Genomic DNA, 13,953 nt, shown 5'->3' on the forward strand with positions numbered 1-13,953 from the left:
CGGCCCCGAGGACCTCGAACACGTCGCCCAGGAACTCAACGCCCGCCCACGCAAAACACTCCACTGGAAAACCCCAGCCGAGTCACTTCGTGATTTACTGATAACCAGCTGACCTCGGGTGTTGCAACGACCCCTGGAATTCGCCTTTTCAAGGAAAATGGAGCTTGTCTAGAACCCATTGACCACCGAAAAGAGAGGCATCTCGTAAGTGCAAGTTTCGCATAAGCCGTCCGCTGTGTCAGTTTCCTTTGATGAGCCGAATCTCGTGTCCTCGGCCGGGCTGCTCCCGGTGATGACGCTGGCCCGGGACGCCGGCCTGCATGGGCTCGCCGATGAGTGGCTGTCGGTCCCGACGGACAAGGGCGCGAACGCCGGGCTGAAGGTCGCGTCCCTGGTCGCCGGGATGGTCGCCGGCGCCGATTCGATCGAGGACATGGCCTTGCTGCGCCACGGCGGGATGAAGCGGCTCTTCAGCGGCTGTTACGCGCCCTCGACGCTGGGTTCGTTTCTGCGGTCCTTCACGTTCGGTCACGTGCGGCAGCTGGACGCGGTCGCGTCCCGCTTCCTGGCCAATCTGGGGACCCGGGCCCCGCTGCTGGGAGCACCCGCCGCCAGTGACTTCGTGTTCGTGGATGTCGACGACACGATCATCGAGGTCCACGGCTATTCCAAGCAGGGCTCCGGCTACGGGTACTCCGGGGTCCGCGGCCTGAACGTGCTGCTGGCCATAGCCTCGACGAAGGACAGCGCCCCGGTGATCACCGCCCAGCGGCTGCGCAAGGGTGCGGCAAACTCGGCCCGCGGCGCCAACCGTCTGATCACCGACGCCTTGTCCACGCTCAAGCGCGTCCACGTCGGCGGGCGGCTGCTCTGCCGTTTCGATTCGGCCTTCTATGGCCATGCGGCGGTTTCCGCGGCCCTGGCCGGCGGGGCGGAGGTCTCGGTGACCGTGCGCATGGACCCGGCCGTCAAACGCGCCATCGCCGGGATCCCGGACACGGCGTGGGAAACTATCGAATACACCGACGCGGTCTTCGACGAGGCCGCCAGCACCTGGGTCTCGAAGGCCGAGGTCGCCGAGACCGTGTTCACCGCGTTCTCCTCCCGCAAAAGGGACGAGCAGATCACCGGTCGGCTGGTCGTGCGCCGCATCCCGGAACTGAACCGGAAAACCGCCGACGGGCAGGAAACCCTGTTCGACACGCACCGGCACCACGCGTTCTTCACCACCGTGGCCGCCGCGGTCCTGGACACCGTCGAAGCGGACAAAACCCACCGGAAACACGCCATTATTGAGCAGGTCAACGCCGACCTGAAGGATAGCTCACTGGCGCACCTGCCTTCAGGTGTTTTCGCGGCGAACTCAGCCTGGCTCGTCGCCGCGGTCATGGCCTACAACCTCACCCGCGCCGCCGGGCTCCTCGCGGCCGGGCCCTTCGGCAAAGCCAGGACCGGAACGATCCGCCGCAAACTCATCCACGTCCCGGCCAGGATCGCCACCAGCGCCCGACGGATCCGTCTTCACCTGCCCGAAGCCTGGCCCTGGAAAGCACCATGGCAGGCCTTGTCCGACCACCTCTACCCGCCGCCGCGACCTGCCTGACCCCCGTCAACCCAGTCGCACGGCGCGACCAGAACAACCAGTGGAACACTCAAGGGGCAGCGAGGCCCGGCACCCCAGCACGCCCTTCGCCCGCACAACGAGCCGAAACCGAATTCAGCTCATCCGCCCAGGCGGATCGGTGGATCAAGGCTAAACCTGGCGTGACTTCCCCTGTCGCCGGGACGTTTATTTCCGTGCTGAGTCCAGCGGTGGCCACCAGCCGGACGGGGGATTGATGACAAACCGACGGCCGCTGACCTCCGTGGGCGTTACACGCACCAGGTGGTCCTTGCTTCCCGCCTCCCAGGGTGACAGCCCGGCGTCGGCTGCTTCCCGGAAATCCTCCTGCGTGCCCACAACCTTGGCAGTCCCCTTGATGATGACGCTCCATGCGATGGTTCCGTAGCTATTCAGGCCGTCGGCTTCCAGCGCGACCGGACTTTCAGCAAGCACCGCATCCAGTTTGGTACCCGGGCCCGTACGGAAGACGACTGTCCCATAGTCGGGGACGTAGTTCACGGGGAAAATTTCGGGCCCGCCAGCCGTTGTTACGGCGACCCGGCAGACCGAAGCCGAACGGAGGTATTTCCAGCAGTTATGTATGTCGAGGACTTCTGTTTCCGGTCCTGAGCCGTTGCCTTGCATGCTGGGGCTCCTCCTACTTGTGCTTCCTGCGTTGGATAGGGGTGATCACGGCAGGGCAGGGCAGATGCGTCAGAACCGCGTGGGCCGTGGAACCGAGCAGCAGCCGTTTGAACCCGCCCCGGCCGCGGCTTCCCACCACGAGCAGCCGCGCGGCTGCCGCGGCCTGCACCAGCGCCTCCGCCGGTTCCTTTTCGCTTTCCAGAATCTTGTGCACCACAAGGTCCGGGTAATCCTCGCGGAGCCCGGCCACCGCTTCGGACAGAACGATCTGCTCCTCTTCCTCAATCAGTTCGGCAAGGCTGCTGGTCGGCAGGCCGGCCTTGACCCAGCGGTTGGGGCCGCTGAAGGCGTACAGCACCGTAAGCTCCTGGCCCTCCCTGTCTGCCTCCGCTGCAGCGAACGCAACGGCCTGGGTGGCTTCTTCCGAACCGTCCACGCCCACCAGTACTCCGCTTCGGCCTTCAAGGTCATGCATTCCGACGACGGCGACGGGACACTTCGCCGCGGCGGCGACCTGCAGGGCCCGATCGGTGAGCGAACCACCCAAATGGGTGCCGCCGGAGCCCACCACAAGCATGGACGCCTTGGTGGAGTACTTACCCAGCGCGCCGGCGACGCTGCCTTCCAGGAGTTTGGTGGTGATCTCAATCGGGACGGTGCCCCTTACGCGCCCGGCAGCGGCTTCCAGCAGTTCTTCGCCCTTCTCCACCAGCATCGCGGTCCACGGGATGGGTTCGGCCACCCAACGGTCGTCAACAGCGTGCAGAATGATCAGCGGCAGGCCGGCGCGGGTAGCCCGGTGTGCAGCCCACTTCACGGCTGCCTGGCTTTGCGGAGAGTCGTTGGTGGCGACCGCGATCGGTTTAGACGTTCTCACGGCTGGTCTTCCTTTTTGTCTGTGTCGGGGCTATGAACAACTAGGACGGGGCAGTGCGCGTGGGCCACACAGGCTGAGCTGACGGACCCCAGAAGGAGGCCTCCGAATCCTCCGTGGCCGCGCCTGCCAACAACGATCATGTCCGCGTGGCGGCTGGCGTCTATAAGTGAGTCCCTGGGGTGCCCCCGGACGACGCGTGGAATGACGTTCGGCGGAATCTCCTGCCCGAAGGCCTGTTCCATGGCTTCGTTGAGGATCATCTCCACACGCTCCTCGAAGCGGTCTATGCCCATTGCCACATATCCTGCGTAAACCTGCGGATCATCCCAGAAAACGGTGGCCAGCACTTTGGCACCAACCGGGACAGCCAGCCGCTGGGCCTGCCGGAGGGCTTCCACCGAGGCCTCCGATCCGTCCACCCCCACAACGAATCTGGCATCCTGCAATGTTGACTCCTCCATAACCGCTTCCCTTCGTATGCCTGCTTGCTGCCTCCAGCCTGCGGTGTCGGAAGGCGGACCTCTAGGGCCAAAAGTCACCTGGAAACTTGAGGAACTGCCGGAGCCTGAAAAGCTTCCCCCGCTGCTTCCAATTTGTGGTTCCGCCGCCGCCCCTGCCTGTGCTGACACTGCCGACGCCGGTGCTGAGGCCGCTGCAGTGGCAGCGTCACCTTGACCGTGGCGTTTGCTGAGCAGCTGTTCCAGACCGGCGAGGTCGCTCCGGAACGGCGAGAGTTGGCGGTCCCATGCACTGGGCCAGGCGTACGAGCGGTTCAACAACGCATTGCTGTCGGCAATGACGTCGTCAAGGGCGTCCAGTTCGGCGGCCGCGTCTACATACTCCCGTACAAGCTTGAGGTTCGATCTGCGGCTCAACGCCTTCGGTGTCAGGGCATGGACCCGGTTCGAGAGCCCGGTAGTGGTCTGGTCACCGCCCGCACTGTCAACCACGCGCCGGCGCCCAGAGCGGCGGCCGCGCCGGTCACCCACGCCATGATCAGGAACGCGGCGGACCGGTACCACGGCTGGTTGATTCCACTTTCATGTTGTTTCCAGGGGAATTACCTCGATCGGAGTCCCCTGGCCGGTAGTCGGACCGACCACCAGCAGAACGCGCTTGGCCGTGACACCGGAAAGTGCGTCGAGCACCCGCCGGACCAGCTCAGGTTCCTCCGACGGGTCGCCTTCCGCCGGCAGCGCTTCGCGTTCCGCGTCGGCACGCGTCCACACGGCGACTTTGGCGCCGGTCGCGTCGGTGATGGCTTTGGACAATGGCTCCGGGAAGGAGGCGGTCACCAAGGTGACCTGTTCGATGGTGTGCGCCTTGGCCGGGGATGCCGCCGCCAGGAGGGCGTGCTCGCGCCGCCACAGGGCAAAGTGATACGCGGCAACGAATCCGGCGGCTACCAGGAGCCCGAGCGGCGCGCGGATACGTTCCAGGACGCTGCCTCCAGTCACATCACCTAGGAGGAACTCGAAGAGCCGGTATCCAATCACCAGAAGGGCGATGAGCGCCACCACGGCACTAATGCCGAAGAACACAATGAGGTAGACGCGCCTGCCGGGAGGAATGGCATCCGCGGTTTGCGGTTGCCCTGTCGGCTTCCAGGCCTGCCACCAGGCCGGACCTCCCACAACGAGGGAACTGATACCACCCAGCAGGAGGGTGCGCGTGCCGCTCCCCGCAAGGGGTGAAACCGCCATGGCAAGCGCTGCATTGATGACCAAGCCAATGCCGGAGGCCGCTGCCGCCAGGGCAACCCCTGATGTCACCAGCTGGCTCGCACGCCGGGTGGCAACAGAACGGTGAGCCCCGCTGACGCGGTGATAGCGCCACACCAAGGCGCCGATGGTAGCACCGGCGAGAGCCGGAGCCAGCGGGGCCAGCAGCTCGCTTATCGGGTCACCCCGGTCGAATGCCGTTCTCAGGAGCACAAAACCCACGACGCCGGCGCTACCGAGCGCTGTGATGCCCGCAGCGAAGATCCCCACACCAATCAGCGCCACATCCACCAGGGCGGTCTCCAGTTTGCGTCCGCCGCCCCTGAACCAGTGCCACCACCACACGAAAATTCCGCCGCCTGCCCAAACCAGGGCCCGGAGCACGGACTGCCACCACGCCTCCGTACCCGGGGTCAGGCTGGTGTAGCCCCGGATCGCGACGTCGAGCAAGCTACCCAAGGCGGTGATGGCGGCAATCGCTCCCACCAGCAACCCGAAAACCGAACCGATGACGGCAGGGACGTCGTCGAGATTAACGGGATGCTTGACGGCGTGCCGCCACATCCAGCGGTGCCAGAACCATACTCCGGCCCAGACAAGCCCAACGGACAAAGGCGAATACCACTGGGGTTCCAGCTGGCCGATAAAGGATGCCGCCATCCCCAGGAGGGCCGTGACGAAGACGATCAGGGAGACCGCGTAGACGGCGGCAAGGTAGAGGCCCCACCCCGCTGAGACGCGCTCCGCGCCGTCGTCGAGCCTTTTCCAGACAACCCACCACAGGAGGGCCGCGAGCGGCCCTCCGATCAGCGTGAAGGCAAGGGAGCGGGCAAGTCCGGCCACATCAGTGGATACCAGCACTGCTCCCGTGCTGAACAGGCGCTCCAAAAGGCCGCTTAGCCCTATTGCCGCGATCACCACCAAGGCGAACAGCAGTACGTAGAGGATCAGGCGGCGGAGGGTGAGTTGGGCGGAACGTGCCGCTGACCACGTCGTCGAAACCTGGGAGTTCATGGTTTCACGGACGATCCTGCGCAGGATAGAAGCTGGTACGGTGCCTGGTCGACCAGCCATCTGCCTTCGGTCTTCACAAGGGAGAAGCGGTCCTCCATCTCGTACTCGGATGGTCCGAACGGGCCGCCAGGACCTGAACCGACAACCGAGACTCTCACGACTGCCGTGTTGTCCCTCTCGGTGGTCGAGATCAAGACAACCCGGGTGGGCGGCGGGCCGCTTTCCTGGTAACCGCGGCACAAGGAACTGGCCGCTTCCGTGAGGTAGGAACTGGCTGTGGCCATATCGCCTTCGATGACGGCGGTGCTGTACCGCTGGACGACTCCCTGGGGTGTCGACTCGTCCAGAACTTCTGGCTCCCCGCGGGTGAAAACGACCGCCAGCGCGACGATCACCAACAGGGCTATCGCGGACACGATTACAAGGAGAATCCGGTCCGGCTTTCCCGCCGCAGCGTTCATGCCGTCAGTATGGCCTAAAAACAGCCCCCTTCGTATGTGTCTTCCGCCCTAGTTGCATTTACCCACGGAGGTTGGTGACGGGATCCGGCTCCTTCGGCCCCGGCTGTTGTTCTGTCCGGATCATGGAGGGGGGGTCCAAAGCCCCTTCAACGCCGGATCGGGAGATGACTTTCCTTGGGCAGCAGGTCAACTTCGGATGGGTCGCGGCCGCGCGGTCGTCACCGGGACGGCCATGAAACCGAAGTGGGCGCCATTGCGGGCATGCTGGAACGGACCGAGTCCGAGCCGACGCCGCTACAGAAGGAAATCGCGGGGGTCAGCAAACTGCTGGGCATCACGGTGATAGTCATCGCGGTTCTGGTGATGGTGACCATCGTGCTCATCAACGAGGTTTCGTCGCTGGCGGATCTGGTCACCGTGCTGCTGCTGGGTGTCTCGCTGGCGGTGGCCGCGGTGCCCGAGGGGCTCCCGGCCATCTTGTCGGTCGTGTTGGCCATCGGTGTCCAGCGGATGGCCAGATGCAATGCGGTCGTGAAGGAACTCCACTCGGTGGAAACCTTTGGCTCCGCCTCGGTCATCGCCTCGAACAAGACCGGAACATTGACAAGCAACGAGATGACGATCGGCCGGATCGTCACCGCATCGGGGCAGATCGAGCTCACCGGCGCCGGGTACCGGCCCGAAGGCCAGATTCTGCAAGGAACCCGTGAAGCCAGCGATCCGGTGGTACTGCAGGAGGCCCGCATGGTCCTGGCGGGTGGCTCATTCGTCAATGATGCACAGCTGATAGAACACGACGGCCAGTGGCAGATCCAGGGCGACCCGACGGAAGCTGCATTCCTGGTTGCTGCCCGGAAGCTGGCGGGGGTTACCGAACGCGTCGGGGAGTTCGAACGGCAGGGCGAAATCCCGTTCACCTCAGAACGGAAGCTGATGTCAGCGCTGGCGCGCCACAAGGAGTTCGACGAACTCGCCCTGGTCACCAAAGGTGCCCCCGATGTCCTCCTGGGGCCCTGTACGGATGCAGGTGGGGGCGGACATTGTCCCGCTGGATGGGGCGCTGCGCAGCAAGGCCCTGGCCGACGTCGAGGCTCTGTCGGCGCAGGCCTTCCGCGCCCTGGGCGTGGCCTACCGCCGGTACGGGGAGCAAGACCGTCACGAAGCGGACGTGATGGACGAAGCGGATGAGAACGCCCTCGTCTATCTGGGCGTCGCCGGCATTATTGGCCAGCCCCGTGCCGAAGCGGCGGCTGCCGTGGCGGAGGCCCGTCGTGCAGGCATCCGCGTGGCGATGATCACCGGTGACCACCCCGTAACCGCCGCCCGGATTGCCAGCGATCTGGGTAATTGCGAACCGGGGGACAAGGCACTGACTGGAGCCCAGCTCGATGAACTCGACGATGCGGGGCTGCGTGCCGTCACCGGCTCCACATCCGTCTACGCGCGCGTGTCCTCGCACAACAGCGTCAGGTAATCGATGCGTTGCAGGCGCAGGGCAATGTCGTTGCCATGACAGGAGACGGCGTCAATGACGCCCCGGCCCTGAAGTCCGCCGACATCGGCATTGCCATGGGCTGGGCATCACAGGAACCGAGGTGACCAAGGAAGCTTTGAAGATGATTCTCGGCGACGACAACTTCGCCACCATCGTCTCCGCGGTGCGCCAGGGCCGGGTCATCTTCGACAACATCGAAAAGTTCCTGCGCTATCTTCTCTCCTCCAATATGGGAGAAGTCTTCACGGTCTTCCTCGGCGTGGTCTTCGCCGGCACCATGGGTTTGGCAGGTGCAGGCGACGAGGCAGTGGCGCTGCCGCTGCTGGCCACCCAGATTCTGTGGATCAACCTCGTCACCGACTCCGGGCCCGCGCTGGCGATAGGAGTGGATCCGGAAATAGACGACGTGATGGCGCGTGCGCCGGGGAAAATGACCGACCGCAATCCTCGGGGGGCGGCTGTGGACCGGCATCGTGGCCGTCGGCTTGGTCATGGGCATCGTGACGCTGCTGACCATCGACATCTTCCTGCCCGGCGGTCTCGTCAACGGCAGCGACTCCCTGGACGTGGCCCGTACCGCCGGGTTCACCACCTTGGTCTTCGCGCAGCTGTTCAACGCCTTCAACTCACGTTCCGTCACAACCAGCGCGTTCCACCGGCTTTTCGTCAACAAGTGGCTGTGGGGCGCCGTCCTGCTCGCGGCTGTACTTCAGTTCGCCGTGGTGGAAGGCCCGCTGCTGCAACAGGCCTTCGGGACCGCGTCCCTGGACGCGGCCCACTGGGCGGTCTGCATGGGCATGGCATCCACCGTGTTGTGGTTCGACGAACTCCTGTTCAACCGGTCAGCCCGGCGGAACCACAGGTGGTTGACAAAAACTTGTCCGTGAAGATCCGGATACGGTCAATGCCAGTCAAGGATTCCGTGACTGCTGTGCCTGTCGGCGTTCGGGTGTTGGATGGTCATCCATTGATGAAGGGCATCATGCTTGCGTCTAGCGGAGGGCAGAATGGCCTCGGTTTCGTTGATCCTGACGTACCAAGGTGTGGTGACCGGATCCAATGCCACTGGCCGCTAGTTCTGATGGCTGGTAGGGATGAGTCATGACGGATTCACCTACGGCCGCTGCCGCTTTGTCGCCTTTTGACGTTGTGATCTTTGACCTGGATGGCGTCGTAACGGACACGGCCGCTGTGCATGAGGCAGCGTGGAGGGACCTCTTCAATGAGGTGTTGAAGGACCGCCGCGTCCCGCCAAGGGCACGGAGGGAGCCCTTCAGCAGCAGTGATTACCAGAGGTATGTGGATGGCAGGCCCCGGGAACACGGTGTGCAAGCCTTCCTGGGTTCCCGCGGCATTGAACTGCCTATGGGTGACGCCTTGGATCCTGCCGGCGGATGGTCGGTCCGTGGCCTGGCTGAGCGTAAGAACCAGCTGTTCAGGGAGCGGCTGGGACGTGAGGGTGTGGTGGCCTTCCCGGGAACGGTCGCACTGCTTGAAAGGCTGCGGTCGGGACGGGTTCCTGTGGCCCTTGCAACATCAAGCCGGAACGCGTCCGCTGTCCTGGCAGCCGCTGGCCTGTCCAATGCTTTCGACCTGGTCATGGATGGTGCCATTGCCGGCGAGTTGGGCCTTGCAGGAAAACCCGACCCGGCATTATTCCTTGAAGTCGTGCACCGGTTGGGGATCCCTCCTGCCCGCGCCGTGGTGATCGAAGATGCCGTCGCCGGCGTCGAAGCGGCACACCGAGGGGGATTCGGGCTCGTCGTTGGGATAGACAGGGTTTCTAGCAGGAGGGCGGAGCTGGAGGCGGCAGGTGCCGACGTTGTGTTGAACGACGTGAGCGAGCTGGATCTGGGACGTGTTCTCACTGACCCGTGGCGCCTTGTGTATGAAGGTTATGATCCGGCCCACGAAGGGCACCGGGAAGCTTTGACCACGCTTGGGAACGGGTACCTGGCCGTGCGTGGGGCTGCCCCGGAGGGCGGAATGAGCGAGGTCCGTTATCCGGGCACCTACCTCGCCGGTGTCTACAACAGGTTGGTGAGTACCGTGGAAGGCCAGGCCGCGGAAGACGAACACATGGTCAATATCCCCAACTGGCTGGTGCTGGACGTCCGGCTGGACGAGACGCACTGGTGGTCCCGGGGCGGGTTGAAGATCCGCCGTGAGCGGCGTGTGCTTGACCTGCTTCGGGCCACTCTGCGGCGGGAAGTCGTGCTGGAGGCAGATGACGGCCGGCGGCTGGAGGTGGTTCAGCGCCGGTTCGTATCGATGGCCCAGCCTCATCTGATGGCGCTGGAGACAGTCTTCACTGCCAGGGGCTGGAGCGCGTCCGTGAGAATCCGCAGCGGAGTGGATACCGGGGTGACCAACGAAAATGTGCCGGAGGACGCGCTTCTGTCCCACCATCATCTGGCCGTACTCGAGGTGTCCGGGCCAGCAGAACCGACCCCGGTGATAGAAGTTGAGACGAGCCAAAGCCATATCAGGATCGCAACAGCGCTGCAGACCCGGGTTTCCGGACAGGCAGGCAGCGGCGCGCCCGATGAAGAAGCGGGATTGTATTACCGCTCCTTCGACGTCCCGCTGACGGACGCCGTGCCGCTGATGGTGACCAAGATGGCAGCAATCGTGACTTCCCGCGACCGCGCGTTCTCCTCACCGGCATCCGGTGCGAGGTCGGTGCTCAGGGCCAGCGGGCAGGGCTTTGACGGCATGCTCTCCGAGCACGAGAACGCCTGGGGAAGATTGCTGCACTTGTTCGTCGTCACCATCGACGGGAGCCCCCAGGTGCAGCTGATCCTGAATCTCCATGTCTTCCACCTGCTGCAGACGCTGAGCCCGCACACGGCTGAACTGGATGCCGGTGTGCCCGCCCGCGGGCTGCACGGGGAGGGTTACCGCGGGCACATCTTCTGGGATGAGCTCTTCGTCCTGCCCCTTCTTACCTCACGGATGCCCTCCGTTGCCCGCTCCCTTATTGACTACCGCTGGCGCAGGCTGCCGGCGGCCCGGGAAGCGGCGGCCGCAGCGGGGTTCCGGGGGGCCTTGTTCCCGTGGCAGAGCGGCAGCGACGGCAGGGAAGAGACACCCCGTTGGCTTTTTAGCCGGCGGTCCGGCCGTTGGGTGCCGGACTATTCCCATCTTCAGCGGCATGCCGGCCTGGGCGTGGCCTTCAACGCATGGCAGTATTTCCTGGCCACGCAGGATCGGGGCTGGCTCTTGCATCATGGCGCCGAGCTGGTTGTGGAAGTGGCGCGGCTCGTAGCCTCCATGGCCGAATACGACGACGAAGAGGACCGCTTCCATCTTCGCGGAGTCATGGGCCCGGACGAATACCATACAGGCTACCCGGACAGCCCCGGCGGGGGATTGAATGACAACGCCTACACGAACGTGATGGCTGCATGGGTCTGCGAACAGGCCCACGAGATCATGACGATGCTTCACGGCCACGACCTGGAGGATCTACGGGGACGCCTGTCCATAGATCCGGCAGAGATGGAAGTTTGGCTGCGCGTCAGCCAACGGATGTTTGTACCGTTCTTCGGCGGAGGCATCATCAGCCAGTTCGACGGTTACGAACACTTGCAGGAACTCGACTGGGCGCACTACCGGAACAGATACAAAAACATTGAACGCCTCGACCTGATTCTGGAAGCCGAGGGCGACAGCACCAATCGGTACCGGCTGGCCAAACAGGCTGACGTGCTGATGCTCCTGTATGTCCTGGGCGAGAAGGAGCTGATGCTCTTCCTGGCCCAGCTGGGTTACACCGTCACCGCGGACCAGCTCGCGGCGACAGTGGACTACTACCTGGCACGCACGGCCCACGGCTCCACCCTAAGCCGCGTGGCCCACGCCTCGGTGCTGGCAGCCATGGACCCGGACCGGGCCTGGAGAACTTTCCGGGAAGCGCTCACCGCCGACCTTGACGACACGCAGGGAGGCACCACGCACACAGGTATCCACCTTGGCGCCATGGCAGGAACGATCGATGTGATCCAGCGCAGCTTCGCCGGTCTGAGGATCACCAGGGATGCCCTCCTTTTCGCCCCAAAAATGCCAAAAGAAATAAAGTCAGTTTCCTTCCGTGTCCGCTACCGGGACCAGTTGCTCGAAGTCAGCCTCGACCACGGCACCTTGACTGTTTCCGCAGCACCCGGAGACGCAGCCGCTGTCTGCGTACGTGTCGGTTCTGACGAGGTCCATTTGGGCGCGGGCGAGATGCGGAAGTTCGTGCTGCACGAAACGGGCACCGCGGCGGGCTGAACCCGTGGCGTTCCGGGGGTAAGCCTACCGCCCTGTAGGATCTGCGCGGTTCCTCGAACCGGTGCTGTTGGACGCTTCGATGAGCGGGCAGGAGCTACGCTGAATCATGAGCGAGCAAAAGCCACCTGGCATGCCCTGCACAAGTCATCCCTGACCAAGGGGGAGCGGGCGGCCGACTATTTGCACGGTATGGGCAGCTGGCCTTTCGTGGGCGGATTCATTCTCTTCATGATCCTATGGTCCGCCGTCAACAGCTTCGCGATGGCTGGCCGTGCCTGAGATCCTTACCCCTATATTCTGCTGAACCTGTTTCTGTCCATGCTTGCCGGTCTCCAGGGGCGCGATCCTCCTGATCGCCGCCAAACGCCAGGATGCCATTGCCTCGGCCATGGCCCAGCACGACTATGACACCGACATGGCAGCGAAAGCCGAAATTGAACGGCTGACGAAGATCAACGAGCAGCAGCTCGTTCCGGGGCCCGCCCGTACAGAAGGCTGGTCTGAATTTCCAGACCGGGGGCTTCGTCCTTCGCCAGGGGAGGCCCTCGTCAAGGGCAATTTCGCCTGACGGTGCCGTCACTGTTCCTGCTCGCGATCTGCCCGTTCTGGTTCTTCATGACTTTTTCGGTGGTGTACGGCGGAAATGCGCGGTCAAGTTGGGACGATGCAGGTATGAGCGCGAACACGGGACGTCGTCGGGACCGATCCGCCACTGACGACGAGGAAGAACCTGAGCAGAGGGCCCCTCTGGTCGATCACCGAAGGCCGCCCACGAACCAGATGCGCACAGTGGGCCAGCGCCGCCGGGATTCGGAAGAGAAGCTGGAGCACCACCAGCGCGAAGCCCGGAGCAAACCGAAGGACGAGACCGCAGCCGGACAATAACTGGACGCAACCCCGGAAGGCTGCGCGGCAGCACAGCGCGTTCTCCCTGCTAGAGCACGGCACTGCTTTTTACTACAAGAACGGAGTCCTCCCCGGCGGAACCGAGCGGGTGATCAGTGTCGGGCGCTGACTGCTACACAGGAGGACTTCACCGGCGACCGAGCGCACCAGGGCTTTCAGTCCTCCCTGGCCCCTGCAGCCGATGACCAGCAGCAGGGCGCCCGGCTGCCCTGAGCAAGGCGTCCGCCGGCGGCCTGCCGGTATCAAGAACGGGGTGCACGTTCAGATCGGGATGGTTCCTGGCCGCGCCGGCGACGGCTGCGGAGAGCACACCGCAGGCAACCGTGGGCTTCCCAGTCGGGCCCTCGGAGCCTGTGGCTGAGGGTGCGTCATGGCCCACGCAAGTGTGGACCAGCGTCAGGTCCTGGCGAAGCTGGTGCGCTTCCATGGCTGCCCGTTCCACCGCGATGGCCGAGTCGGTGGAACCGTCGGTGCCGACATGACACCGGTCCTCCCGTCTGGACCGTCCGGCGGGACCACGGCCACTGTGCAGTCGCTGAGGATGGCGGTCTGAAAACTGACCGATCCGAACCCCTCACCGTGCTTGTCCGGTCCTCTGTCCGTTCCCAGGACGATCATGCCCGCATCTTTGGAGAGGGCCCGAAAGGCCGGGACGGTCTCACCCGTCCTCAAGGTCGTGGTGACTGTGATCTCCGGATCCTGGGCCGATAGCCGACGAGCCTCCTCGGCCAGCAGCTCCGCCCGTGGTTCACGGCCTCCAGATACCGGCTTGCATGTTGGAAGAACCCAGAAGTCGGAACGACGCGCACCAGATTGAGGAGGACATGAAAATGGGCGGCCAGGGTGGCGGCCCATTCCGCGGCAGCGCTGCCCGCAGGAGAGTCGTCGACACCGACCACGATCTGGCTGTTCACGATTCCGTACCCTTCGGCGAACTTGCGGACGATAAGTCCAAAATC

General features: G+C 64.2%; 16 protein-coding genes and 2 pseudogenes. 10 read left to right on the top strand and 8 right to left on the bottom strand.

Annotated features, from left to right (window positions below; all coding sequences use genetic code 11):
* The first annotated feature begins 208 nt into the window (after positions 1-208).
* Positions 209-1,603 (top strand): IS1380 family transposase, encoded by a 1,395-nt coding sequence (locus tag NG697_RS19895; protein WP_252615001.1) that lies wholly within the window; start codon positions 209-211, stop codon positions 1,601-1,603.
* A gap of 186 nt (positions 1,604-1,789) precedes the next feature.
* On the opposite strand, the gene NG697_RS19900 is transcribed toward NG697_RS19895, so the two are convergent.
* The 6 genes and pseudogenes from NG697_RS19900 to NG697_RS19925 all read right to left on the bottom strand — a co-directional run bounded on the left by NG697_RS19900 (position 1,790) and on the right by NG697_RS19925 (position 6,321).
* Complete coding sequence (locus NG697_RS19900; RefSeq protein WP_252603586.1) at positions 1,790-2,248, bottom strand: pyridoxamine 5'-phosphate oxidase family protein; 459 nt, start codon at positions 2,246-2,248, stop codon at positions 1,790-1,792.
* 13 nt (positions 2,249-2,261) lie between these two features.
* A complete protein-coding gene (locus tag NG697_RS19905) occupies positions 2,262-3,125 on the bottom strand; it encodes a universal stress protein (protein ID WP_252603587.1) in 864 nt (287 codons plus the stop codon).
* Positions 3,122-3,586 carry a universal stress protein gene (locus tag NG697_RS19910; RefSeq protein ID WP_252603618.1) on the bottom strand — a complete coding sequence of 155 codons (465 nt, stop codon included), beginning with the start codon at positions 3,584-3,586 and terminating at the stop codon, positions 3,122-3,124. Before NG697_RS19910 ends, NG697_RS19905 begins: the two co-directional genes overlap by 4 nt.
* A gap of 243 nt (positions 3,587-3,829) precedes the next feature.
* Positions 3,830-4,147, bottom strand: a pseudogene (locus NG697_RS21225) (DUF5129 domain-containing protein); the annotation flags it as partial.
* A gap of 18 nt (positions 4,148-4,165) precedes the next feature.
* Positions 4,166-5,860, bottom strand: coding sequence for a DUF5671 domain-containing protein (locus NG697_RS19920; RefSeq protein WP_252615002.1), 1,695 nt, complete (start codon positions 5,858-5,860; stop codon positions 4,166-4,168).
* Entirely contained in the window at positions 5,857-6,321 is a 465-nt protein-coding gene (locus NG697_RS19925) for an LpqB family beta-propeller domain-containing protein (RefSeq protein ID WP_252603591.1), read from the bottom strand. The genes NG697_RS19920 and NG697_RS19925 overlap by 4 nt, the downstream gene beginning before the upstream one ends.
* Positions 6,322-6,564: 243 nt before the next feature.
* Here NG697_RS19925 and NG697_RS19930 point away from each other — a divergent pair, with 243 nt between their 5' ends.
* The 8 genes and pseudogenes from NG697_RS19930 (at position 6,565) to NG697_RS19965 (ending at position 12,973) form a co-directional block, all read left to right on the top strand.
* Entirely contained in the window at positions 6,565-7,509 is a 945-nt protein-coding gene (locus NG697_RS19930) for an HAD-IC family P-type ATPase (protein ID WP_252615003.1), read from the top strand.
* Positions 7,415-7,795 (top strand): HAD family hydrolase, encoded by a 381-nt coding sequence (locus NG697_RS19935; RefSeq protein WP_509908559.1) that lies wholly within the window; start codon positions 7,415-7,417, stop codon positions 7,793-7,795. Before NG697_RS19930 ends, NG697_RS19935 begins: the two co-directional genes overlap by 95 nt.
* Positions 7,796-7,830: 35 nt before the next feature.
* The gene (locus tag NG697_RS19940) at positions 7,831-7,920 is read left to right on the top strand and encodes a hypothetical protein (RefSeq protein WP_374209957.1); all 90 of its coding nucleotides are present in this window, start codon (positions 7,831-7,833) and stop codon (positions 7,918-7,920) included.
* 173 nt (positions 7,921-8,093) lie between these two features.
* Positions 8,094-8,195, top strand: a pseudogene (locus NG697_RS19945) (cation transporting ATPase C-terminal domain-containing protein); the annotation flags it as partial.
* 94 nt (positions 8,196-8,289) lie between these two features.
* Entirely contained in the window at positions 8,290-8,703 is a 414-nt protein-coding gene (locus NG697_RS19950) for a cation transporting ATPase C-terminal domain-containing protein (RefSeq protein WP_252603599.1), read from the top strand.
* Positions 8,704-8,917: 214 nt separating this feature from the next.
* On the top strand, positions 8,918-12,088 hold the full coding sequence (locus NG697_RS19955) for an HAD-IA family hydrolase (protein WP_252615004.1): 3,171 nt from the start codon (positions 8,918-8,920) through the stop codon (positions 12,086-12,088).
* Between the two features lie 322 nt (positions 12,089-12,410).
* Positions 12,411-12,656: a hypothetical protein gene (locus NG697_RS21230; protein ID WP_308216225.1), complete on the top strand. Its 246-nt coding sequence runs from the start codon at positions 12,411-12,413 to the stop codon at positions 12,654-12,656.
* A 104-nt stretch (positions 12,657-12,760) separates the two neighbouring features.
* Positions 12,761-12,973 carry a hypothetical protein gene (locus NG697_RS19965; protein ID WP_252603605.1) on the top strand — a complete coding sequence of 71 codons (213 nt, stop codon included), beginning with the start codon at positions 12,761-12,763 and terminating at the stop codon, positions 12,971-12,973.
* Between the two features lie 148 nt (positions 12,974-13,121).
* Here the strand turns inward: NG697_RS19965 and NG697_RS21445 are convergent, their stop codons facing one another.
* The gene (locus tag NG697_RS21445; RefSeq protein WP_374209958.1) at positions 13,122-13,421 is read right to left on the bottom strand and encodes a hypothetical protein; all 300 of its coding nucleotides are present in this window, start codon (positions 13,419-13,421) and stop codon (positions 13,122-13,124) included.
* On the opposite strand from NG697_RS21445, the gene NG697_RS19970 reads away from it, so the two are divergent.
* Positions 13,365-13,547 (top strand): hypothetical protein, encoded by a 183-nt coding sequence (locus NG697_RS19970; protein WP_252603608.1) that lies wholly within the window; start codon positions 13,365-13,367, stop codon positions 13,545-13,547. The two genes, NG697_RS21445 and NG697_RS19970, sit on opposite strands and share 57 nt — an antisense overlap.
* A gap of 115 nt (positions 13,548-13,662) precedes the next feature.
* Here NG697_RS19970 and NG697_RS21450 read toward each other — a convergent pair whose 3' ends face one another.
* On the bottom strand, positions 13,663-13,908 hold the full coding sequence (locus NG697_RS21450) for a universal stress protein (RefSeq protein WP_374209959.1): 246 nt from the start codon (positions 13,906-13,908) through the stop codon (positions 13,663-13,665).
* Between the last annotated feature and the right edge of the window lie 45 nt (positions 13,909-13,953).

It is taken from the genome of Pseudarthrobacter raffinosi (genome assembly GCF_023913835.1).
Taxonomy (GTDB): domain Bacteria; phylum Actinomycetota; class Actinomycetes; order Actinomycetales; family Micrococcaceae; genus Arthrobacter; species Arthrobacter raffinosi.